General features: G+C 65.4%; 10 protein-coding genes. 5 read left to right on the forward strand and 5 right to left on the reverse strand.

All coding sequences use genetic code 11. The features are described 5' to 3' along the window. Window positions 1-128: 128 nt before the first annotated feature. Window positions 129-1,313 carry a thiolase family protein gene (locus AC1ZV1_RS21970; protein WP_484293611.1) on the reverse strand — a complete coding sequence of 395 codons (1,185 nt, stop codon included), beginning with the start codon at window positions 1,311-1,313 and terminating at the stop codon, window positions 129-131. A gap of 191 nt (window positions 1,314-1,504) precedes the next feature. After that, window positions 1,505-10,171, reverse strand: a complete 8,667-nt coding sequence (locus tag AC1ZV1_RS21975; RefSeq protein WP_484293612.1) for a retention module-containing protein — start codon at window positions 10,169-10,171, stop codon at window positions 1,505-1,507. A 549-nt stretch (window positions 10,172-10,720) separates the two neighbouring features. Here AC1ZV1_RS21975 and AC1ZV1_RS21980 point away from each other — a divergent pair. The 3 genes from AC1ZV1_RS21980 (at window position 10,721) to AC1ZV1_RS21990 (ending at window position 15,706) form a co-directional block, all read left to right on the forward strand. Beyond that, complete coding sequence (locus tag AC1ZV1_RS21980) at window positions 10,721-12,010, forward strand: TolC family outer membrane protein (protein WP_484293613.1); 1,290 nt, start codon at window positions 10,721-10,723, stop codon at window positions 12,008-12,010. Between the two features lie 175 nt (window positions 12,011-12,185). Beyond that, window positions 12,186-14,348: a type I secretion system permease/ATPase gene (locus AC1ZV1_RS21985; protein ID WP_484297604.1), complete on the forward strand. Its 2,163-nt coding sequence runs from the start codon at window positions 12,186-12,188 to the stop codon at window positions 14,346-14,348. Between the two features lie 5 nt (window positions 14,349-14,353). Further along, complete coding sequence (locus AC1ZV1_RS21990; RefSeq protein WP_484293614.1) at window positions 14,354-15,706, forward strand: HlyD family type I secretion periplasmic adaptor subunit; 1,353 nt, start codon at window positions 14,354-14,356, stop codon at window positions 15,704-15,706. A gap of 208 nt (window positions 15,707-15,914) precedes the next feature. Here AC1ZV1_RS21990 and soxR read toward each other — a convergent pair whose 3' ends face one another. Continuing rightward, window positions 15,915-16,379 (reverse strand): redox-sensitive transcriptional activator SoxR, encoded by a 465-nt coding sequence (gene soxR / locus AC1ZV1_RS21995; RefSeq protein WP_484293615.1) that lies wholly within the window; start codon window positions 16,377-16,379, stop codon window positions 15,915-15,917. 74 nt (window positions 16,380-16,453) lie between these two features. Here soxR and AC1ZV1_RS22000 point away from each other — a divergent pair, with 74 nt between their 5' ends. Continuing rightward, window positions 16,454-16,801, forward strand: coding sequence for an antibiotic biosynthesis monooxygenase (locus tag AC1ZV1_RS22000; RefSeq protein WP_484293616.1), 348 nt, complete (start codon window positions 16,454-16,456; stop codon window positions 16,799-16,801). 57 nt (window positions 16,802-16,858) lie between these two features. Here AC1ZV1_RS22000 and AC1ZV1_RS22005 read toward each other — a convergent pair whose 3' ends face one another. Together AC1ZV1_RS22005 and AC1ZV1_RS22010 are read right to left on the reverse strand one after the other, a co-directional pair. Next, the gene (locus tag AC1ZV1_RS22005; protein ID WP_484293617.1) at window positions 16,859-17,299 is read right to left on the reverse strand and encodes an acetyltransferase; all 441 of its coding nucleotides are present in this window, start codon (window positions 17,297-17,299) and stop codon (window positions 16,859-16,861) included. Between the two features lie 178 nt (window positions 17,300-17,477). Next, a complete protein-coding gene (locus AC1ZV1_RS22010; protein WP_484293618.1) occupies window positions 17,478-19,088 on the reverse strand; it encodes an ATP-binding cassette domain-containing protein in 1,611 nt (536 codons plus the stop codon). A gap of 267 nt (window positions 19,089-19,355) precedes the next feature. Between AC1ZV1_RS22010 and AC1ZV1_RS22015 the strand changes: the two genes are divergently transcribed. Then, window positions 19,356-19,673 carry a hypothetical protein gene (locus AC1ZV1_RS22015; RefSeq protein ID WP_484293619.1) on the forward strand — a complete coding sequence of 106 codons (318 nt, stop codon included), beginning with the start codon at window positions 19,356-19,358 and terminating at the stop codon, window positions 19,671-19,673.

The following is a 19,673-nucleotide window of genomic DNA, read 5'->3' on the forward strand; positions in this document are numbered from 1 at the left end:
GGCCGCTGGCCGGGGTTTTCTTTTGCCTGCGGATGGCCCCGGCTCAAGCGCCGGGCAAAGAAAAAGCCCCGGCATCGCTGCCGGGGCTTTTTGCGTTCGGCTCTCCTGCGTGGGGAGAGCCGGGTGCCTCAGCGAACGGCCTCGAACAGGCCGGTGGCGCCCATGCCGCCGCCCACGCACATGGTGACGATGCCGTAGCGCAGGTTGCGGCGCTGCAGTTCGCGCACCAGGTGGCCGACCTGGCGCGAGCCGGTCATGCCGAAGGGGTGGCCAATGGAGATGGAGCCGCCGTTGACGTTGTACTTCTCGTTGTCGATGCCGAGGTGGTCGCGGGCGTACAGGCACTGCGAGGCGAAGGCTTCGTTGAGCTCCCAGAGGTCGATGTCGGCGACCTGCAGGCCCTTGGCCTTGAGCAGCTTGGGCACCGAGAACACCGGGCCGATGCCCATCTCGTCCGGCTCGCAACCGGCGACGGTGAAGCCGCGGAAGAAGGCCTTGGGCTTGAGGCCCAGCTCCAGGGCCTTCTCCAGGCTCATGATCAGGGTCATCGAGGCGCCGTCGGAGAGTTGCGAGGCGTTGCCGGCGGTGACCGAACCGTCCTCGGCGAACACCGGCTTCAGCGAGTTCAGACCCTCGAGGGTGGTTTCCGGACGGTTGCAGTCGTCGCGATCAACGACGCCATCCAGCACCTTCTTCTCGCCGGTGGCCTTGTCTTCCACCAGGTACTTCACGCTCATCGGCACGATTTCATCGTCGAACAGGCCTTCGGCCTGGGCGCGGGCGGTGCGCTGCTGGCTCTGCAGGGCGTACAGGTCCTGCTGCTCGCGGGTGACGTTGTAGCGACGGGCGACGATCTCGGCGGTCTGGCCCATCGGGTAGTAGATGCCGGGGAACTCGTCCTTCAGGCGCGGGTTGACGAAGTTGTCGAGGTTCTGCTTGCCCATGGTCAGGGTGATGGACTCGACGCCGCCGGCCACCAGGATGTCGCTGCAGCCGGAGGCTACCTGGTTGGCGGCGATGGCGATGGCCTGCAGGCCCGAGGAGCAGTAGCGGTTCAGGGTCATGCCGGCGACATGGGTGCCCAGACGGGACAGTACCGCCGCGTTACGGCCGATGTTGTGGCCCTGGGCGCCTTCGTTGGAGCCGGCGCCGACCACGCAGTCGTCCACCAGCAGCGGGTCGAGGTGGTTACGCGCCAGCAGCGCGTCGATGCAATGGGCGACCATGTCGTCCGGACGGGTCATGTTGAATTTGCCACGGAAGGACTTGGCCAGGCCGGTACGGACGCTGTCGACGATCACCACTTCGCGCATGGGGAAACCTCGTTGCTTGTTGTTCGTTGGGGAGGATGGTGTGGCCCCGAGCATAGGCGCCAGTGAGGACACAGGGCGACGATCATTCACCAGCCGTATAGCCGTGCCCCCAGACGCTCCATTTCCCGTGGCGTCGGGCACAAACGAAACCACCGCCCGAAGGCGGCGGTTTCGACGGTCGTCACACAGGCTCAGACGGTGTCGGTCTTGATCGCGTGATCTCCCAGCAGACCGTTGAGCACGGTCTGGGTATCCCCCGCCGAGAGCACGCCGTTGCCGGCATGGCCCGCGTACTTGGCGGCAAGGTCGACGTTGGCCAGGTCGACGGTCTGGGTGACGGCGCCACCGCTGGTGGGGCTGACGCCGATGGTGGTGGTGCCGGCGGCGACCGAGAAGGTCAGGTAGTGCGCCAGCGACGACGCCGTGGCGGTTTCCCCTTGCAGCAGGTCGGCGAAATTCAGCACGTCGTGCTCGGCGATGCTGAAGTCCTTGATCACGTCGTGGCCGGTATCGCCCGACTTCCAGATGAACTCATCCGCGCCGGCGCCGCCGTACATGATGTCGTCGCCAGGCCCGCCGATCAGCTTGTCGTTGCCGCCCTGGCCGAACATCAGGTCATTACCGGGACCGCCTTCGAGGATGTCGTCGCCACCGCGGGTATCGCCGGCAACGTTGAACTGATCCGCGTGCTGGATGATGTAGTTGCTGATCGTGGCCACCGTCGGCGTACTGCCAGTGGTCGCGGTCAGGTAGTCCACCAGCGCCTGGAAGCCCTGGCCATTGTGGGTTCCGGCAGCATGCCCGGCCCAGGCCAGTTGGTCGGTGTTGATGACATCGCCGAAGATGATGTCGTTGCCCGCGCCGCCGACCAGGTGGTCGTTGCCCACGGTCACCGGCGTGCTGGTGCTGAAGCCTTCCTGCAGCGCCGCCTGCAGTTGCTCGGCCGTGTTGATGATCTGCGGTTGCCCGACCGTGTTGGACAGGTTCGTGCCGTCGACGTTGGTTGACACGGTGCCGGTGGTGTTGGTGTTGTCGAAGTAGCGCAGGTAGTCACTGTTGATACCGCTGCCGATACCGATGGCGTTGACCGCCACCGAGTTGTCGCCGACGAGCGTCCCGGCATGGTGCAGCATGTCGTTGGCCGAGTTCAGCGCGACATTCATGTCGTTGTAACTGGTAGCGCCGCCGCTGTTGGTAACGTCGCCGTTGTAGACGGTGGGGTTGCCGTCGGTGAGGAAGAACGCCAGGTTCACATAGCCGTGCGCGGCATCCGCGTGGTTGGTATTGACCTGGGTGTTGAACCACGCCGAGGCCTTCTGCATGGCATCGTCGTAGTTGGTCGCTCCGTTGGCGCTGAGGGCGTTGATCGCGGCGATCAGCAAGGTCACGTTGGCCGTGGTCAGCCCATTGAAGGTGACGCTCTTCGCACTGTCGGCGAAGGACACCAGGCTGACATTGATGACCCCGTCATGCCCCTTGATGGTGTTCACCAGGTTGATCAGCGCGTTCTTTGCCAGGGTCATGCGCGAAACGCCGCTGCCCGACGGATCGGCCATGCTGCCGGAGGTATCGACGATCAGCGAGATGTTGTAGTTCTTGCCCGGCTGGGTGTAGACCGAGACGCCGCCCGGGTCGCCGATCAGCACGTCACTGCCTGCCCCGCCACTGATGGTCCCGGCATGATCCGCGTCCTGCGGGTTGGGCACGGTGTGCTGGGTGGTGGAACCATCGATGTCGCTGCTGTTGCTGCCGACCACCAGCAAGGGCTGCGGAGCGCTCAGGTCCACGCACAGGTTCAGCCCCGTGCTGTCGCCGTCGCCGTCGGTAATGCCGACATGGAAGTTGAGATCGATGTCGTTCGGCAGGACGGACTGCCCGGCGGAGACAGTCACCACGCGGTAGTCGCCGCTATTGCTGCTCAGCACCACCGAGTTGAAACCACCTTCCTGGAGCTGGAAGGCCGAGCCCGTGGTGAAGTGGCCATCGGTGAGCAGGTTGAAGGAGATCGAGCTGTTTTCCCCATAGCCAGCCGGCGGCGAGAAGGTACCGGTCGCCAGCACCACCCCGCCGTCTCCGAGCACCTTCCAACTGAGCACATCGCTGGTGGAGAGTTTCTGTACGTCGAAGCTGACGTCGTAGATCTTCTCGCTGAAGGCGATATTGAGGTTCTCGCCGGGGGTGATCAGGTTGTTGCCGCCCACCCCCATGCCGTTGGATGAGGGATTCACGTTCCCATTGGGGCTGGAGAACACCACCGACAATCCATCGGCCGTCAGAGTGAACGACGGCTGCGGACCACCGGCAGCGAGCTTGGTCAGATCGTATTCCACCTCGGAGATCGGCCGCGCGTTGAGCACCTCGAAGCTATAGGTGCCGTCAGCGTTGACCTTGAGGACGAAGAAGGCCTCGTTGTTGCCGTCATAGGCGGTCAGTTGCGACCCGCCGCCGACCAGTTGGGTCACTACATAGGTCAAGCCGTCCGGTGCGGTATTGCCGCTGAGGTCGAATGCTCCACGACCATCGCCACCGAAGCTCACATCAAGTGTGCCGTTGAGCACGAAGCCAGGAACCTCGGCGACGGTCTGGCACGGCGGTTCGCTGTGGACCACCGGCAGGTCGTCCTGCACGTTGATCACCAGCGAGCCACTGCCCAGGCTGACCGGATCGCCGTCACCGTCGGTGGCCTTGATCACGCCACCGAGGTTGAGTGCCAGTTGCTCCGCATCACTGCCGTTGTGCAGCGGATGGTCCAGCGGGCCGACCAGCTTGAACTCGTAGTTGCCTGACGCATCCACCGAGAGGGTGAAGATGGTCTTGGCGCCGGCCATGGCGGTCAGCAGGTTGCCGACCACGCTGTAGACCAGCGCCACACCGCCAGAGGTCAGGTGCTGCGCGGTCAGCGACGTGTAGTCGCCGGTCAGCGAGAAGGCACCGGGACCATCCGCACCGAAGTTCACCAGGCTGGCGAGGGAGCCCTTGGCCACGGTGGTATCGCTGGCGCCATCGGGGTTGCCACCAGGCAGTGCATCCTCCATGACCTGGCCGGTCACGCTGCCACCGGCGATGAGCACGGGCCCGTCGTCCTTGAACACCAGCTTGCCGCCCAGGTCGATGCTGTCGGACTTCTGGTCGCCGTCGCCATCGGTGATGGTCGCCACCAGGGAGATCTTGCTGCCCAGCAGGCTGACCGAGTCATTGGGATTGGTGGCATCCGCATGCTTGAACGCCACTTTCTGATCGAGCGTCAGATCACCGGTAGCGCTGTTGAGGGTCAGGCTGAAGGCAACCGTGCCGCTGGCGTTGCCCACGCGGCCCTCGACCACGGTATCGCTGACCTTGACCAGCACGATGCTCTGCCCACTGGTGGTCTGCAGCCCGCTCGGGGTGCCGTCGGCCGCAGAAGCCAGGCTGTAGCGCACGGTGCCGCCATCGGCGCCGCCATTGGAGGTGAACGCTCCACTGAAGTTGGCGGTGGCGTCGGTAGTCAGCACCGTTTCATCCACCGTCAGCGTCGGCGCCAGGCCGGCGTTGGCGCTGATGCTCGGACCGTCGTCGTGGAACACCAGCTTGCTGCCCAGGTCGATGGAAGCGCTGTCGCTGTCGCCGTCCTTGTCGGTGATGGTGGCGGTCAGACTGATCTTGCCCGCAGCGATGCTCAGGGCTTCATCGTCGCTGTTGCTGTCGGGGTGGATGAAGGCCACCCGCTGATCAAGGGTCAGCGCACCGCCATCGGGGCGTACCACGAACGCGATGGCACCACTGCCTTCGACCTTGCCGACCACGCCATTGCCGTCGTTGAACAGCAGGATGCGCGCGCCACCGGCGCTTTCGCGCAGGCCGCTGTCGGTGCCATCGACCGTGGTCACCTTGTAGGTGATCGATCCGGCACCGTCGGCACCGAAGCTGGGAGTAAACAGCTCGGCCACCAGCGGCGCTTCTACCCGCGCGTCGCTGGCGAGGTTGGTTTCGTCCACGACCAGACGGATGTCGGCGTCAGTGCAAGGCTCGATGTGCGGGCCGTCGTCGAGGAAGGTCAGCTTGCCACCCAGGTCGATACTGGCCGAGGCGTGGTCGCCGTCGCCATCGGTGATGGTGGCGGTAAGAGCGATCTTGTCGGCGCCGATGCTCAACGGATCATTGGCATCGGTGGTAATCGGATGCACCAGCGCACGTTGCTGATCCAGGGTGATGGCGCCGTTGTGCTGGGTCACGGTGAAGGCCACCAGGTTGGTGCCCTCCACGCGGCCCTCAACGCCGTCCGCCGTGTTGTAGAGGAAGATCCTGCCGCCGGTCGCGGTGTCCTTCAGTCCGCTGTCAGTGCCATCGGTAGTGGTGATCTTGTAGGTGATGTCACCGGCGCCGTCATTGCCAAAATGGCTGGTGAACAGCGCCGCGACGTCGCCGGCGGGAGCCTGGGCGTCAGTCCCCAGATTAGTCTCGTCCACCGTCAACCGGATGTCGGCAGACGTCGATGGTTCGATGTGAGGACCGTCGTCGTAGAACACCATCTTGCTGCCCAGGTCGACATGGGCCGAAGCCTTGTCGCCGTCGCCATCGGTGATGGTGGCAGTCAGGGTGATCTTGCCGCTGTCCAGGCGCAGCGGATCATCCGGATTGCTGGTGTCCGGATGCTTGAGCGCCAGGCGCTGGTCGAGCATCAGCGCTCCGTTGTCCTCGCTGACCACGAAGGCGACCTCGCCACTGCCCGCCACGCGTCCCTCCACGGTGCCATTGACGTTGTACAGCAGGATGGAGTCGCCCTGAGTGGTCTTCAGGCCGCTGTCGGTACCATCCACCGTGCTGACTTTGTAGGTGATGCTGCCCGGGCCATCGGCGCCGAAGTGCGACTCGAACAGCAAGGAAACCAGGCTGGATTCGACGCGGGCGTCGTTGGCGAGATTGGACTCGTCCACCTCCAGGCTGATGTCGTAGACGCTCGACGGGGTAATGCTCGGGCCATCGTCGAGGAAGGTCAGGCTGCTGCCCAGATCGATGTGGGCGCTGGCGCTGTCGCCGTCCTTGTCGGTGATGGTGGCGGTCAGGGTGACCTGGCCTTTCAGGCTCAGGGCGTCGTCGGGGTTGCTGGTATCCGGATGCGCGAGGGCGCGCAGCTGCTCAAGGGTGACCTTGCCGTCGCCGTCCACATACACGCGGAAGGCCACGGTGTCGGTACCCTGCAGGCGCCCCTCGATGCCGTTGGCGGTGTTGTAGAGGTAGACCTTCTGGCCGGTCTCGGTGTCTTTGAGCCCGCTGTCGGTGTTGTCAGCCCCGGCCACCTTATAGGTGATCCCACCCGCACCGTCCGCACCGAAGTGGGCGGTGAACAGGTCGGCCACCGAGGCGCTGCTGGTAGCCGGCGTGCCCAGTTGAGTCTCGTCCACGGTCAGCCTGATATCGACATCACTGCACGGCGTGATGCTCGGGCCGTCGTCGAGGAAGGTCAGCTTGTCGCTCAGGTCGATGTGGGCCTGGGCGCTGTCGCCATCCTTGTCGGTGACGGTCGCCGTGAGGGTGATGCTGTTCGGGTCGAGGCTGACGCCCTCATTGGCCTGGGTGGTATCCGGGTGAACGACCGCGCGCACCTGGTCGAGGGTGATCTTGCCGTCCTGCCCCAGGGTCACGCGGAAGGCGACTTCGCCATTCACGCCGCCCACCCGCCCTTCCACACCGGTGGCGGTGTTGAACAGGAAGATCTGGCTGCTGGTGGCCGTGTCTTTCAGGCCACTGTCGGTGTTGTCCTGGGTCTCGACCTTGTAGGTGATCTGCCCGGGACCGTCAGCGCCGAAATGCGCGGTGAACAGGTCGGAGACCGTGACAGAGCTGGTAGCGTCGACGTCCAGGTGGGTTTCATCCACGGTCAGCCGGATGTCGGCGTCCTTGCACGGCTCGATGCTCGGACCGTCGTCGAGGAAGGTGAGCTTGCTGCCCAGGTCGATGTGCGCCGTGGCGCTGTCGCCATCCTTGTCGGTAATGGTGGCGCTGAGGTCGATCTTGCCGGCCAGATTCAGCGAATCGTTGGGGTCATTGGGGTCGGAATGCACCAGCGCGCGCAGCTGCTCCAGGGTGACTTTGCCGTCCTGGCCGATGGTCACGCGGAAGGCGACTTCACCCGTGCTTTCCAGGCGCCCCTCCACCCCGTTGGCGGTGTTGTAGAGGAAGACCTTCTCGCCGCTGGCGGTGTCCGTCAGGCCACTGTCGGTATTGTTGGCGGCTTCGAGCTTATAGGTGATCGAGCCCGCGCCGTCGGCCCCAAACTGGCTGTTGAACAGGTCAGCGACCGAATCGCTGGTCGCCGGCACGCCCAGTTGGGTCTCGTCCACCGTCAGGTGCAGGCCTTCGGTGTTGCCCACCGAAATGCTCGGACCATCGTCGAGGAAGGTCAGCTTGCTGCCCAGGTCGAGGCTGGCGCTCTGGTGGTCGCCATCGGCGTCGGTCACCGTGGCGGTCAGGCTGATCTTGCCGGTACCCAGGCTCAGCGGATCGTTGGCGTCAGTGGCGTCCGGGTGTACCAGGGCACGCAGTTGATCGAGGGTGATCTTGCCGTCGGCGCCCAGGGTCACGCGAAAGGCGACCGCACCATCAGCGCCGCCCACGCGGCCTTCCACACCACTGGCGGTGTTGAACAGGAAGATCTTGCTGCCGGTGGCAGTGTCCGTCAGACCACTGTCGGTGTTATCGGACGCGCTGATCGTGTAGGTGGTCGAGCCGGCGCCGTCAGCGCCGTACTGGGCATTGAACAGATCGCCTGCCGCAACGCTGCTGGTGGCAGCCTGACCGAGGCTGGACTCGTCCACTGTCAGGTGCAGGCCTTCGGTATTGCCCACGGAAATGCTCGGACCGTCGTCGAGGAAGGTCAGCTTGCTGCCCAGGTCGAGACTGGCGCTCTGATGGTCGCCATCGGCATCGATCACCGTGGCCGTCAGGCTGATCTTGCCGGCGCCCAGGCTCAGCGGATCGTTGGCGTCAGTGGCGTCCGGGTGTACCAGGGCACGGACCTGGTCGAGGGTGATCTTGCCGTCCGGCCCCAGCGTCACGCGGAACGCGACGGCACCGTCGGCACCGCCCACGCGGCCTTCCACGCCATTCGCCGTGTTGAACAGGAAGATCTTGTCGCCCGTGGCGCTGTCCTTCAGGCCGCTGTCGCCGTTGTCGGTGGCGCTGATCGTATAGGTGATCGAACCGGCACCATCAGCGCCGTACTGCGCGTTGAACAGATCGCTGGCCGCCACGGTGCTGGTGGCATCCTGGCCAAGGTCGGACTCGTCCACCGTCAGGTGCAGGCCCTCGGTATTGCCCACGGCAATGCTCGGGCCGTCATCGGTGAAGCTCACGCGGCCGCCCAGATCCAGCGAGCTGCTGGAGGTGGCGCTGTCGCCGTCACGGTCGGTGACCGTCAGGTTGCCCTGCAGTTGCACCAGGCCGGAATCGAGGGCGACGGTCTGGCTGGCGTAGTTGCCGTCGCTGCCCGGCAGGCCATGGTCGATGGCGCTGTACTGGGTCAGGGTGACCACACCGGTGTTGCCGTTCACCGACAGGCTGAAGATGGTGTTCTCGCCCGTGACACCGGCCGCGCTGGCGGAAGTGGAGGCGATGATGGCGCCGCCCACGCTGTACAGGTAGATGGTCGCCCCGCCGCTGCTGAGGCCCGAGTTGACGCCGTTGCCGCCGACCAGGTTCAGGTTGTAGCTCAATTGGGTGCTGCCGGCACCGTCGCCACCGTAGTTGGCGGTCACCTGGAACGCCGAGCTGTAGTCGGCGGTGGAGGTGTCGAACGCTGCGCCGGCGGTGTTCGCATCATGGGTCTGCAGCAGCACGTCCACGCCGTTGTTGGCGGACAGGCCGGCCTGCGGTGCATCGTCGACGATGCCCACGGTCAGCGTTCCGCTGGCCGGGGTGCCGTTGCCGTCGGTGATGGTGTAGGGAAGATTGAAGGTCAGGGTGTCTTCGGAGCCCTTCACCGGGTGATCCACGGGCTGCAGCAGGGTGACCTGGAATGCGCCAGTGTTGATATCGGTAAGCGTCACAGTGAAGACAGGGGTGCCATTGGCGCTACCGGTGAGCACGTGGCCGTCGGGGCTGACGCTGTAGGTGATGGCGACGCCACCGGAGGTCAGGCTGGGCAACCCCGCGGTGCCCCAGGAGAAACTGCCGACCCCATCGGGACCGAAGTTGTAGCCCAGGCTGCCGGTGAAGGTGGAGCCTTCGCCCGCGCCATCGGGCAGGCCGCCGGGCAGGCCGGCCTCGAACACGTTGGCGGCGCCAGGACCGCTGGGGCCGGCGCTCGGCTGGCCATCGGGCGGCGGCGTAACGGCCTCGACGCTCGGTTGCGGAACACCAACGAACTCACGCAGGGGCAGCGGTCCGGAGCCGATCGGCCCGGTGGGGAATCCGATGGTGGGATCAATATGGCCGCCGACTTCAGTCAGCAGCACGAAGGAGTGCCCACCGCCGGGTTTGCCGTTGGCGGCAGCGCCGGCGGCGCTCGGGCCGGCGGCGGTGGCTTCGGCAGCCTGGGTCGGGTCCGCACCGGCGGCGATGGCAGCCTGCAGGGCCTTGACGTCGGTGACATCCTGTTTGGTCGGCGTCGCCGGCTGCTGCTGGGCAACCGCCTGGTCGCCCTGGTCCGACTGGTGCGCAGCAGCGAGCATCTGCGAGGTCAGCGGCAGGGAGCTGTCACGCCCCAGCGTGATCTCGCCACCTCCAGCAACCTTCAGCGCGACTGCGCCATTGGCGCCGGTGACCAGTTGCTCACCGACAAACACCTTGTCTCCCTGTGACAAAGGACGACGCGATCCATCGGCGGCTACCGCAAACACTTCGCCGATTACCTTGCTGACGACACCCATCAACGTAGCCATGAGTCCTTCCTCCGCTGCACATCCTGCGGCCGGTTCCACCGACGCGCGATTGTCCGAAACAGGCCAAGGCACGCTTGTATCCGGATGCTGCGAAGAAAGTTGCGAAGGGAGCAAGGAGGACTGATAGCGCTTGTGCATCAAAAAGCCAGCGACAAATTTCTGTCATGCTGGCCACGCGTTTCTTGTCCTTCTGCGGTGGTCCCCGCCCTAACTGCTACAAACCGTACCTGGCTTCGATTGCAAGCGCCTTATCCGGCCCATACCCAGGAAATACGAGGGCTTGCACGCTCAAACAATGTGCTGCTTTTCACGGGGCTCATAAGATTTTTTCCGAATAACCCTTGTGAAAAATTCTTCTGAGGTTTTCGAAAAGTTGTTCTTAGCTCTGATGTTACAGGCGTGAAACGCTTGATAAGAGAAAAAAGCCAATAAATTGGCGACCAAAGAGCATCGAAGTACAAGAACACCAGGAGCACAACCATGCGCAGTCGTAACGCGGCACTATGGAGCGGTGTATTTTTGGCGGTGTCGGGGACTCATGGGCAAGCCATGACGCTGACCGAAGCTATACAAAGCACGCTGCAGTACCACCCGGAAATCAGCCAGAGCGTGAACAGTCGCCTCACTGCAGATGAGGAACTGAAGTTCGCCAGGGGCGGCTACCTGCCAACCGTCGATCTCGTGGCCGGTTACGGCCGGGAGAACACCGACAGCCCCACGACTCGCGCGCAGGGCAATCACCACGACGAAACCCTGACCCGTGGCGACGCGGAAATCCGTCTGCGGCAGATGCTGTTCGACGGTTTCGGCACGCCCAACGAGGTCAAGCGAAACGAGTCCAACGTCAACGCCAAGGCCTTCCGAATCCTCGGCACCTCGGAAACCGCCGCCCTGCGCACCGTAGAGGTCTACCTCGAAGTGCTCAAGCGACGCGAGATGGTGACCCTGGCGAAGAACAACCTGCAGGCCCACGAACGGATCGGCGACCAGATCCGCCTGCGCAGCGAGCGCGGCGTCGGCAGCACCGCCGACAACGACCAGGCCATCGCCCGTCTGGCCCTGGCGCAAAACAACCTCTATACGGAAGAAGTGAACCTGGCCGATGCCGAGGCGAACTTCTACAGCGCCACCGGCCGCATGCCGGACCAGCTGGAAGCGCCGTCCACCGTCAAGGCGGACATGCCGCCCGACCTGCTCGCAGCGCGCCAGGGCATGCTCACCGACAACCCGCTGCTGAAATCGGCACAAGCCGACGTCAACGCCGCTGAAGCCCAGTACGAAGCCGCCAAGGCGCCCTTCTACCCGCGCTTCGACGCCGAGCTGGCCAAGGCCGCGAACAACAACGTCGACGGCGACGAAGGCCACTACAACAGCTGGGAAGCCCAGGTGGTGATGCGCTACAACCTGTTCAACGGGATGCGCGACAAGGCCCACCTGAACGCCACCTCGCACCAGATCAACGAGGCTCAGGACATCCGCAACAACGCGCTGCGGTTGCTCAACGAGAACCTCTCGCTGGCCTGGGATGCGATGGAAAACTCCAAGAAGCAGACCCAACCCGCCCGCGAATACGCCGACTACACCCGCAAGGTGCGCGAGGCGTACCAGCAGCAGTTCACCCTCGGCCAGCGCACCCTGCTCGACCTGCTGGACAGCGAGAACGAACTGTTCACCGCCAACCGCCGCTACACCGAGGTCCGCTACACCGAGGAATACTCGATGTACCGCGTACTTGGCAGCATGGGCGCCCTGCTGCGCTCGCAGCATGTCGTCGCGCCGCACGAGGCCGTGGCCCTGTCGGATGTAAAGAACGAGGCACGCCTGCCTGACCTGAAATAAGAAAATCGCACGCGCTCGTCACAGTGCCCCGCGCCACCTGGCGTCGGGGCGACGGCCGTGAAGCGATACGACGGGGCACGGCGAATCCGCAACGGCGCCTGCCGGCGAGCACCTGCACGTGCTCGCCGGAGCTGCCGGTGCGGGTCGGCCCGGCCCGGGAGGAAGTAGCGTGACCATGATCATCCAGGAGCGCGGCACAACCGCGCCGGGCGATCCGCGCCTGAGCCACGACGATCCCCTGCTCGACGGACTGCTGATCCTGTGCCGGTTGCATGGCTGCGCGGTAAGCCGCAACAGCCTGTCCGCCGGCCTGCCATTGCGCGAGCAACGACTCTCCGCCGCCCTGCTGCCCCGCGCCGCCGCCCGTGCCGGCCTGCAGGGGCGCCTGCTGCGCCGCGAGCTGCGCAGCATCTCCAGCCTGAACCTGCCGGTCCTGCTGTTGCTCAATGACGGCCGCAGCGCCGTGCTGCGGCAATGGCGCGACGACGGCCAGGCGCTGATCCTGCCGTGCGAGACCGATGGCGGCGAACAGGCGGTGAGCGCCGACGAGCTGGCGGCGCAATACAGCGGCCAGGCCCTCTTCGCCCGCCCGCGCCACGAACTGGAAGCCGCACGCAAGCCGCTGGTGCCGCGCGTGGAGGCCTGGTTCCGCGACACCCTGCGACTCTCGCGCTGGCTCTATACCGACGCCCTGGTCGCCAGCCTGCTGATCAACCTGCTGGGCATGCTGGTGCCGCTGTTCGTCATGCAGACCTACGACCGCGTGGTGCCCAACCAGGCGCTCTCGACTCTCTGGGTGCTCGCCGCCGGCCTGTTGATCGGTACGCTGTTCGAGCTGCTGCTGCGGGTGCTGCGCTCCAACCTGCTGGACATGGCCGGCAAGAAGACCGATGTGGTGCTCTCCGCCACCCTGTTCGAACGCATCACCGGCATGTCGCTCAAGGCCAAGCCCGAGACTGTCGGCGGTTTCGCCCAGAGCATCCATGACTTCCAGGGCCTGCGCGAATTCCTCACCGCGCTGACGCTGACCAGCCTGATCGACCTGCCTTTCTCGCTGCTGATGATCCTGGTCATCGGCCTGCTCGGCGGCTGGCTGGTGGCCGTGCCGCTGCTGGCCTTCCCCATCACCATCATCTTCGCCCTCATCATTCAGAGCCGCCTGCGCGACACCGTGCAGAAAAGCCTGACCCTGGGGGCTGAACGCCAGGCCCTGCTGATCGAGACCCTCGGTGGCCTGGAAACCCTCAAGGCCTGCGGCGCCGAAAGTGAACGCCAGTACCGCTGGGAGTCCACCCACGGCGCCCTGGCGCGGCTGGACAACCACGCACGCTTCCTCTCCGCACTGGCCACCAACGGCACCCTGTTCCTCCAGCAGTTCGCCGGCCTGGCAATGATCTGCGCCGGGGTCTACAGCATCCTCGACGGCAACCTCAGCGTCGGCGCGCTGGTCGCCAGCTACATGCTCAACAGCCGCGTGCTCGCCCCGCTGGGGCAGATCGCCGGGCTGATCACCCGCTACCAGCAGGCGCGCCTGACCATGAAGAGCACCGACGCGCTGATGGAGCTGCCGCAGGAACGCCAGGCGCGCCAGCGTCCGCTGGAGCGCACCCAATTGCACGGCGCGCTGGAAGTCCGCCAACTGAGCTTCAGCTACCCGGACCAGACCACCCCGGCGCTGAACAACGTCAGTCTGCGCCTGGCGCCCGGCGAGAAGATCGGCATCATCGGCAAGAGCGGCTCGGGCAAGAGCACCTTCGGCCGCTTGCTGATGGGCTTCTATCACCCGGACGAAGGGCAGATCCTGCTGGATGGCCTGGACCTGCGCCAGCTCGACGTCTCCGACCTGCGCCAGCAGATCGGCTACGTCGCCCATGACCTGCCGCTGCTGGCCGGTAGCCTGCGCGACAACCTGACCCTCGGCGCGCGCTACGTCAGCGATGCGCGGATGCTCGAAGTGGCCGAGCTGACCGGCGTCAGCGAACTGGCCCGGCAGCACCCGGCCGGCTTCGACCGCCCGGTGGGCGAGCGCGGCCAGTTGCTCTCCGGCGGCCAGCGCCAGGCCGTGCTGATGGCCCGCGCGATGTTGCTCGATCCACCGATCCTGCTGCTGGACGAACCCACCAGCGCCATGGACAACAGCAGCGAGGAGATCCTTCGCAAGCGCCTGCACGAGGCCTGCCGCGACAAGACCCTGCTGCTGGTCACCCACCGCACCTCGATGCTCAGCCTGGTCGACCGCCTGCTGGTGCTGGACAGCGGTCGCATCGTCGCCGACGGCCCGAAAGACGCGGTCATCGAAGCATTGCGCAAGGGCCATGTCGGCCAGGCAGCGGGGTAATGGCCATGCACTTCTCACAGTCGATCCGCAACTACCTGGGCGGCAACGGCGCCCGCGACACCGAATTCATGCCCGAGGTACAGGGCACCCTGCTGGAGGACTCCCCCAACGCCACCCGCATCACCCTCTGGGCAGCGCTCGGATTGCTGGTGGCGGCCATCACCTGGGCCTACTTCGCCGACATCGAGGAGGTGACCAAGGGTGAAGGCAAGGCCATCCCCTCCTCCAAGGTGCAGACCATCCAAAACCTGGAAGGCGGCATTGTCTCGGAGATCTTCGTTCGCGAGGGGCAAGTGGTGAACAAGGGCCAGCCGCTGCTGCGCCTGGACGACACCCGATTCACCTCCAACAAGGGCGAGACCGAAGCCGACCGCAATTCCCTCGAAGCCCGTGTCGAGCGACTGAGCGCGGAGGCCGAAGGGCGCGAACCGGTGTTCACCGATGATCTGAAGAAAGCCGCACCGCAGGTGGTAGAAGACCAGTTGGCGCTCTACCAGACCCGCATGCAACGGCAGAACAGCGAGCTGAATATCCTCCAGGAACAGCTGCGACAGAAAGGCCAGGAGCTGCAGGAGTTCCGCGCCAAGACCCAGCAGTACCGCTCGAGCCTCGGGCTGGTGCAGCAGGAGATCAACATGTCCGAGCCGCTGGTGAAGGCCGGCGCGGTGTCCCCCGTGGAATTGCTCCGCCTGCGCCGCAGCGCGGTGGAGATCAGCGGCGATCTCAACGCCACCAACCTCGCCATCCCCCGCGCCGAGGCCGCAGTGAGCGAGATCCAGCGCAAGGTGGAGGAATCGAAACTGGGCTTTCGCAGCGATGCGCTGAAGGAGCTCAATGACGTCCGCACCGATCTCAACAAGCTCACCGCCACCAGCCGCGCCATCGACGACAAGGTCAACCGAACCCTGGTGGTTTCGCCGATGCGCGGCATCGTCAAGCAGCTCAAGGTCAACACCATCGGCGGCGTGGTACAGCCAGGCAACGACATGGTGGAAATCGTCCCGCTCGAAGACAACCTGCTGGTGGAAGCACGCGTACGCCCACAGGACATCGCCTTCCTTCACCCGGGCCAGAGCGCCACGGTGAAGTTCACTGCGTACGACTACACCATCTACGGCGGGCTCAAGGCCAAGTTGGAAGTGATCAGCGCCGACACCATCACCGACGACAAGGGCAACAGCTTCTACATGATCCAGGTGCGCACCGACAAGAACCACCTGGGCACCGACGCCAAGCCCCTGCTGATCATCCCCGGCATGGTGGCGACGGTGGACATCATCACCGGAGAAAAGAGCGTGCTGGACTACATCCTCAAGCCGGTGTTAAAGGCGAGGTGGGAGGCTTTGCGGGAGCGGTGAGGATTTCCTGGGGTTCCGGAGTGGGGGCATTGCCCTCTCCCCAGCCCTCTCCCTGAAGGGAGAGGGGGCCAATCCGTGCCGAGAGGAATTATCGTTCTAGCCGGACACTGCTGAGCTTGCCGGCCGACTCGGAAGCAACGGCCCATGCCGAACGGTTCCCTCTCCCTTCAGGGAGAGGGGCTCTTCAGCTCTTGAGCCCCCTGCACACTCACTCTTCCTCCCCCCGCCAATGCGCCCCCGGCCCCTCCTCCGCCAACCGATCCCCCGGATTGCGCAGCGGGCAGGCCTCCATCGACAGGCAACCGCAGCCGATGCAGCCATCGAGCTGATCGCGCAGCAACAGCAATTTCTCGATCCGCTCGTTCAGATCATCCCGCCAACGCGCCGACAGGCGTGCCCAGTCCGCCGCCGTCGGATTGTGCCCGGTCGGCAGCGAACCCAGCGCCTCGGCGATCTCGCCCAGGGGAATACCCACGCGTTGTGCAACCTTGATCACCGCTACCCGGCGCAGCGTGTCACGGGCATAGCGGCGCTGGTTGCCGGCATTGCGCGAGCTGCTGATCAAGCCCTTGGCCTCATAGAAGTGCAGCGCGGAAACTGCAACGCCTGCGCGCGAGGCCAACTCGCCAACGCTCAGCTCCCGGTGCATGGAACAGGAGGAAGATTTCTTCATGGGCTATTGACCTCAAGTTATGTTGAGGTTTTACCCTCGCCAGGCATTCGCTTCAAGCCAGGGAGCCAAGGAACATGACTCAACCCGCCCCGATCACCGCCCATGCCTGCGTGGACAACCCGCACTTCGTGCTGCAGATCGAGATCGACGTGACGCCCCAGCAGCGCCCGCACATCGCCGCACGCCTGGGCGATTACCTCTCGCACTTGCAGGCGCTGTTCTACCTGCGCCCCGGCTACCTCGCCAGCGAGGTGCATGCCGAGGGCGAACCGCAGCGCCTGGTCGGCCGGCTGCACTGGCGCCGCAAGGAGGACTGGGAAGCCGCCTGGGACTGCCGCCAGACGGCCAGCGACCTGTTCGCGGACAGCCTGCTCAAGCTCGGTGCGCGGAGCATTCGCTTCGGTAGCGGCGAGACGGCCTGACACGGATTCCCCTGCAGGAGCGCCCCATGGGCCCGCCCCTACAGGGGAGCAGCGTAATCAACCCGCCGGCAGGCTCATATGCAGCAACGGGAAGGGCCGGCCTTCGCCATCAAGGGGCGAACGTCCGGTCTGGACGAAGCCGTAGTGCAGGTAGAACCCCACCGCCTGCGGGTTCTGCTCGTTGACGTCGACGCTCAGCGTGTCGCGCGCTTCACGGGCAAAGTCCAGCAGCGCGCGGCCGATACCCTGACCACGCAGGTCCGGATCGATGAAGAGCATCTCCACGTGCTGTCCATTGAGCCCGATGAAACCCAGCGGGCAGTCTTCGGCATCCGCAGCCACCCAGACCTCGACGGCGGGTAGGTAGAGGTCGCGAACCTGGGGCAACAGGTCGTCGATGTCCGACGCCTGGAGGAAATGGTGGGTCGCGCGTACGGCGCCCAGCCAGATATCGAGCAGCCGCGGGTTGTCCGCAGCGATGCGTTGGCGAATAAGCATGAATGCATCCTGATTCAGCAGATCACAAAGGGATAGCGCGCCACCCGTGGTGACGGCCGTTGGAGCGTCGGCTGCATGAATGCCCGCTTCGCGATTCAACGCCTGGGCGGAGCACGGCAGAGGCAGCCGGAAAGAGAGGGAAGACGATCCTACCCAGCCCTTCCCGGCGGGTAAAGCCTCACTCTACCCGCCAGCGCCAGTCGGTCTCCCCGCACTCCAGCCGTGCATCCAGGTCCAGCCGACCGAGAAACGCATCGTCATGGGACACCACCAGCAACGCCCCCCGGTACTGCCGCAGCACGTGCTCCAGTGCCTCGCGGGACGGCAGGTCGAGGTGATTGTCCGGCTCGTCCAGGAGCAGCAGCTGGGCCGGATGCTCGGCGTAGAGCTCGCAGGCCAGTGCCGCCTTCAGCCGCTCGCCACCGCTGAGCAGCGCGCTCGGCAGTTCGACCCGTGCCGCTGGCAGGCCCAGCTGCGCCAGACGCGTGCGCAGCACCGATGGGTCTGCCGGGCGATTGCGCCCCTGCAGCAGCTCCAGCACCGAGCGATCGGGCAGCAACGCGGCGAGGTGCTGATCCAGATAGGCACGGCGCACCTTGACCTCACACACCCCGTCCATCGGGCTCAGCACACCCGCGATCACCTTGAGCAGCGTCGACTTGCCACAGCCGTTGCGTCCGGTGACCGCCACGCGGCGCGGACCATTCAGTTGCAGATCGAGTGGCGCGGCATTGCCGAACGGCAGGCGCACTGCTTCCAGCAGCAACACGCCACGGGACTCGGGCAGCTCGCAGTCGGGCGCGTTCAGCAGCACCGCGATGTCGTCGCGCAACGGCCCGAAAGCCTCGTGCACCTCTCGCGCCAGTTGTTCGCGGCGCTCGCCGTGCTGCGTGGCCAGACGGGCGATGCTGGTCTGACTGCGCTCCTTCTGCCGGTCGACGAGGATCTTCGCCTGATTGGCTTCCTTCGCCTCCTTGCGCCCCTTCGCCTGCCGGTGTTCCTGGCGCTCCCTCTGCTCGTGCATGGCGTGCTGCTGACGATCGCGTTCCAGCTTGCGCCGCTGCAACTCGCGGCGGGCGTTGTCCTGCTCCTGCTGGCGCAGCTCGCGGTAGAAGGCATGGTTGCCGCAATAGCTGCGCAGGCCGGCCGGCGACAGCTCGACGATCCGCTGCATGTCGTCCAGTAGCAGACGGTCATGGCTGATCAGGATCAGCCCGCCGCGCCAGCGCTGCAGTTGTTCGCGCAGGGCCGCGCGGCCGGCGCGGTCGAGGTGGTTGCTCGGTTCATCGAGGATCAGCCAGTCCGCCTCGCTGAGCCACGCACCAAGCAACGCCACCCGCGTGCATTCACCACCACTCAAGCGCGTCGCAGGCGTGTCCGGCAGCAGGTGCGCCAACCCGGCGGCAGCCAGCTCGGCTTCCAGACGCGCGCGAATATCCCAGTGACCGTCCAGGGACTCGAAGTCAGCGGGGTCGACACCACCGGCTTCGACACGCGCCAGCGCATCCAGCAACGGTTGTACGCCAGCCAGTTCGGCGACGCTGCGAAACGCCTGCGGTTCGATGCGCTGCGGCAGGTAATGCACCGGCCCGGACGCCAGGCAGCGGCCAGCGCTGGCCGCCAGCTCGCCGGCGATGATCCGCGCCAGCACGGATTTGCCCGCGCCATTGCGCCCGACCAGCGCAGTGCGGCGGTCGTCGAAGGTTTCGTTGAGATCGCTCAGCAACGGCTCGCCGCTGGGCAATTGGAAAGAGACGCCTTGCAGCGCCAGGGTGAACGGGCTCGTCATGCGCATTACCAGATTGATGCCGAAAATCCCCCGGGAACGGGCCAGGGAAGGAAACGGGCCGTGAAACCACGGCGGCATCAATTGCGCATCGGACGAACACCTCGCGAAGGGAAATGAAGGGCGCAGTATAGCGGCAGTCGCTGCGCTGGTGAGGCCGCCGGGCAGAAATCAACGCGCAGAGAACCTTTCCAGACGCCCTTGCGAGCGGCGACACTGCCTTTCCGCCAGCGCGCGGCAGCCAATCCCACCGCACAAGGACGTCAGCCCATGCCCCGTTCCCTCTCCGTCGCCGAGCTGTTCCGCGAAGAGCCCATCCAGTGGGGCCTGCGCGGCGACCCGTACCTGTGGCGGGAAATGGCCGAGCACCTCGCCGACGCGCACTGGCCCGCCAGCGAGGCCGCGCTGGCGCAACTGCTCGCGCGGCTTTTCCAGGAGCTTGCCGGTATCGGCCTGGACCATCCCACTCACGTACACCTGCCTCGCCATGCCCACGGCGGCATGTCCAGTGGGATGATCAGCACTCAGTTCTGGCGCGAGCGGGCCATTCCACTGCTACTGGAGCGCTACCGGGGGACGTCCCGGTAA

It is taken from the genome of Pseudomonas sp. BB438 (genome assembly GCF_057180225.1).

Excerpts from the sequence above, each read along its gene's own strand:
- AC1ZV1_RS22005 (WP_484293617.1), bottom strand. The coding sequence starts at position 17,299 with ATGCTTATTCGCCAACGCATCGCTGCGGACAACCCGCGGCTGCTCGAT.
- AC1ZV1_RS21975 (WP_484293612.1), bottom strand. The coding sequence starts at position 10,171 with ATGGCTACGTTGATGGGTGTCGTCAGCAAGGTAATCGGCGAAGTGTTT.
- AC1ZV1_RS21985 (WP_484297604.1), top strand. The coding sequence starts at position 12,186 with ATGATCATCCAGGAGCGCGGCACAACCGCGCCGGGCGATCCGCGCCTG.
- AC1ZV1_RS22010 (WP_484293618.1), bottom strand. The coding sequence starts at position 19,088 with ATGACGAGCCCGTTCACCCTGGCGCTGCAAGGCGTCTCTTTCCAATTG.
- AC1ZV1_RS22000 (WP_484293616.1), top strand. The coding sequence starts at position 16,454 with ATGACTCAACCCGCCCCGATCACCGCCCATGCCTGCGTGGACAACCCG.
- AC1ZV1_RS21970 (WP_484293611.1), bottom strand. The coding sequence starts at position 1,313 with ATGCGCGAAGTGGTGATCGTCGACAGCGTCCGTACCGGCCTGGCCAAG.
- soxR (WP_484293615.1), bottom strand. The coding sequence starts at position 16,379 with ATGAAGAAATCTTCCTCCTGTTCCATGCACCGGGAGCTGAGCGTTGGC.
- AC1ZV1_RS21980 (WP_484293613.1), top strand. The coding sequence starts at position 10,721 with ATGACGCTGACCGAAGCTATACAAAGCACGCTGCAGTACCACCCGGAA.
- AC1ZV1_RS21990 (WP_484293614.1), top strand. The coding sequence starts at position 14,354 with ATGCACTTCTCACAGTCGATCCGCAACTACCTGGGCGGCAACGGCGCC.
- AC1ZV1_RS22015 (WP_484293619.1), top strand. The coding sequence starts at position 19,356 with ATGCCCCGTTCCCTCTCCGTCGCCGAGCTGTTCCGCGAAGAGCCCATC.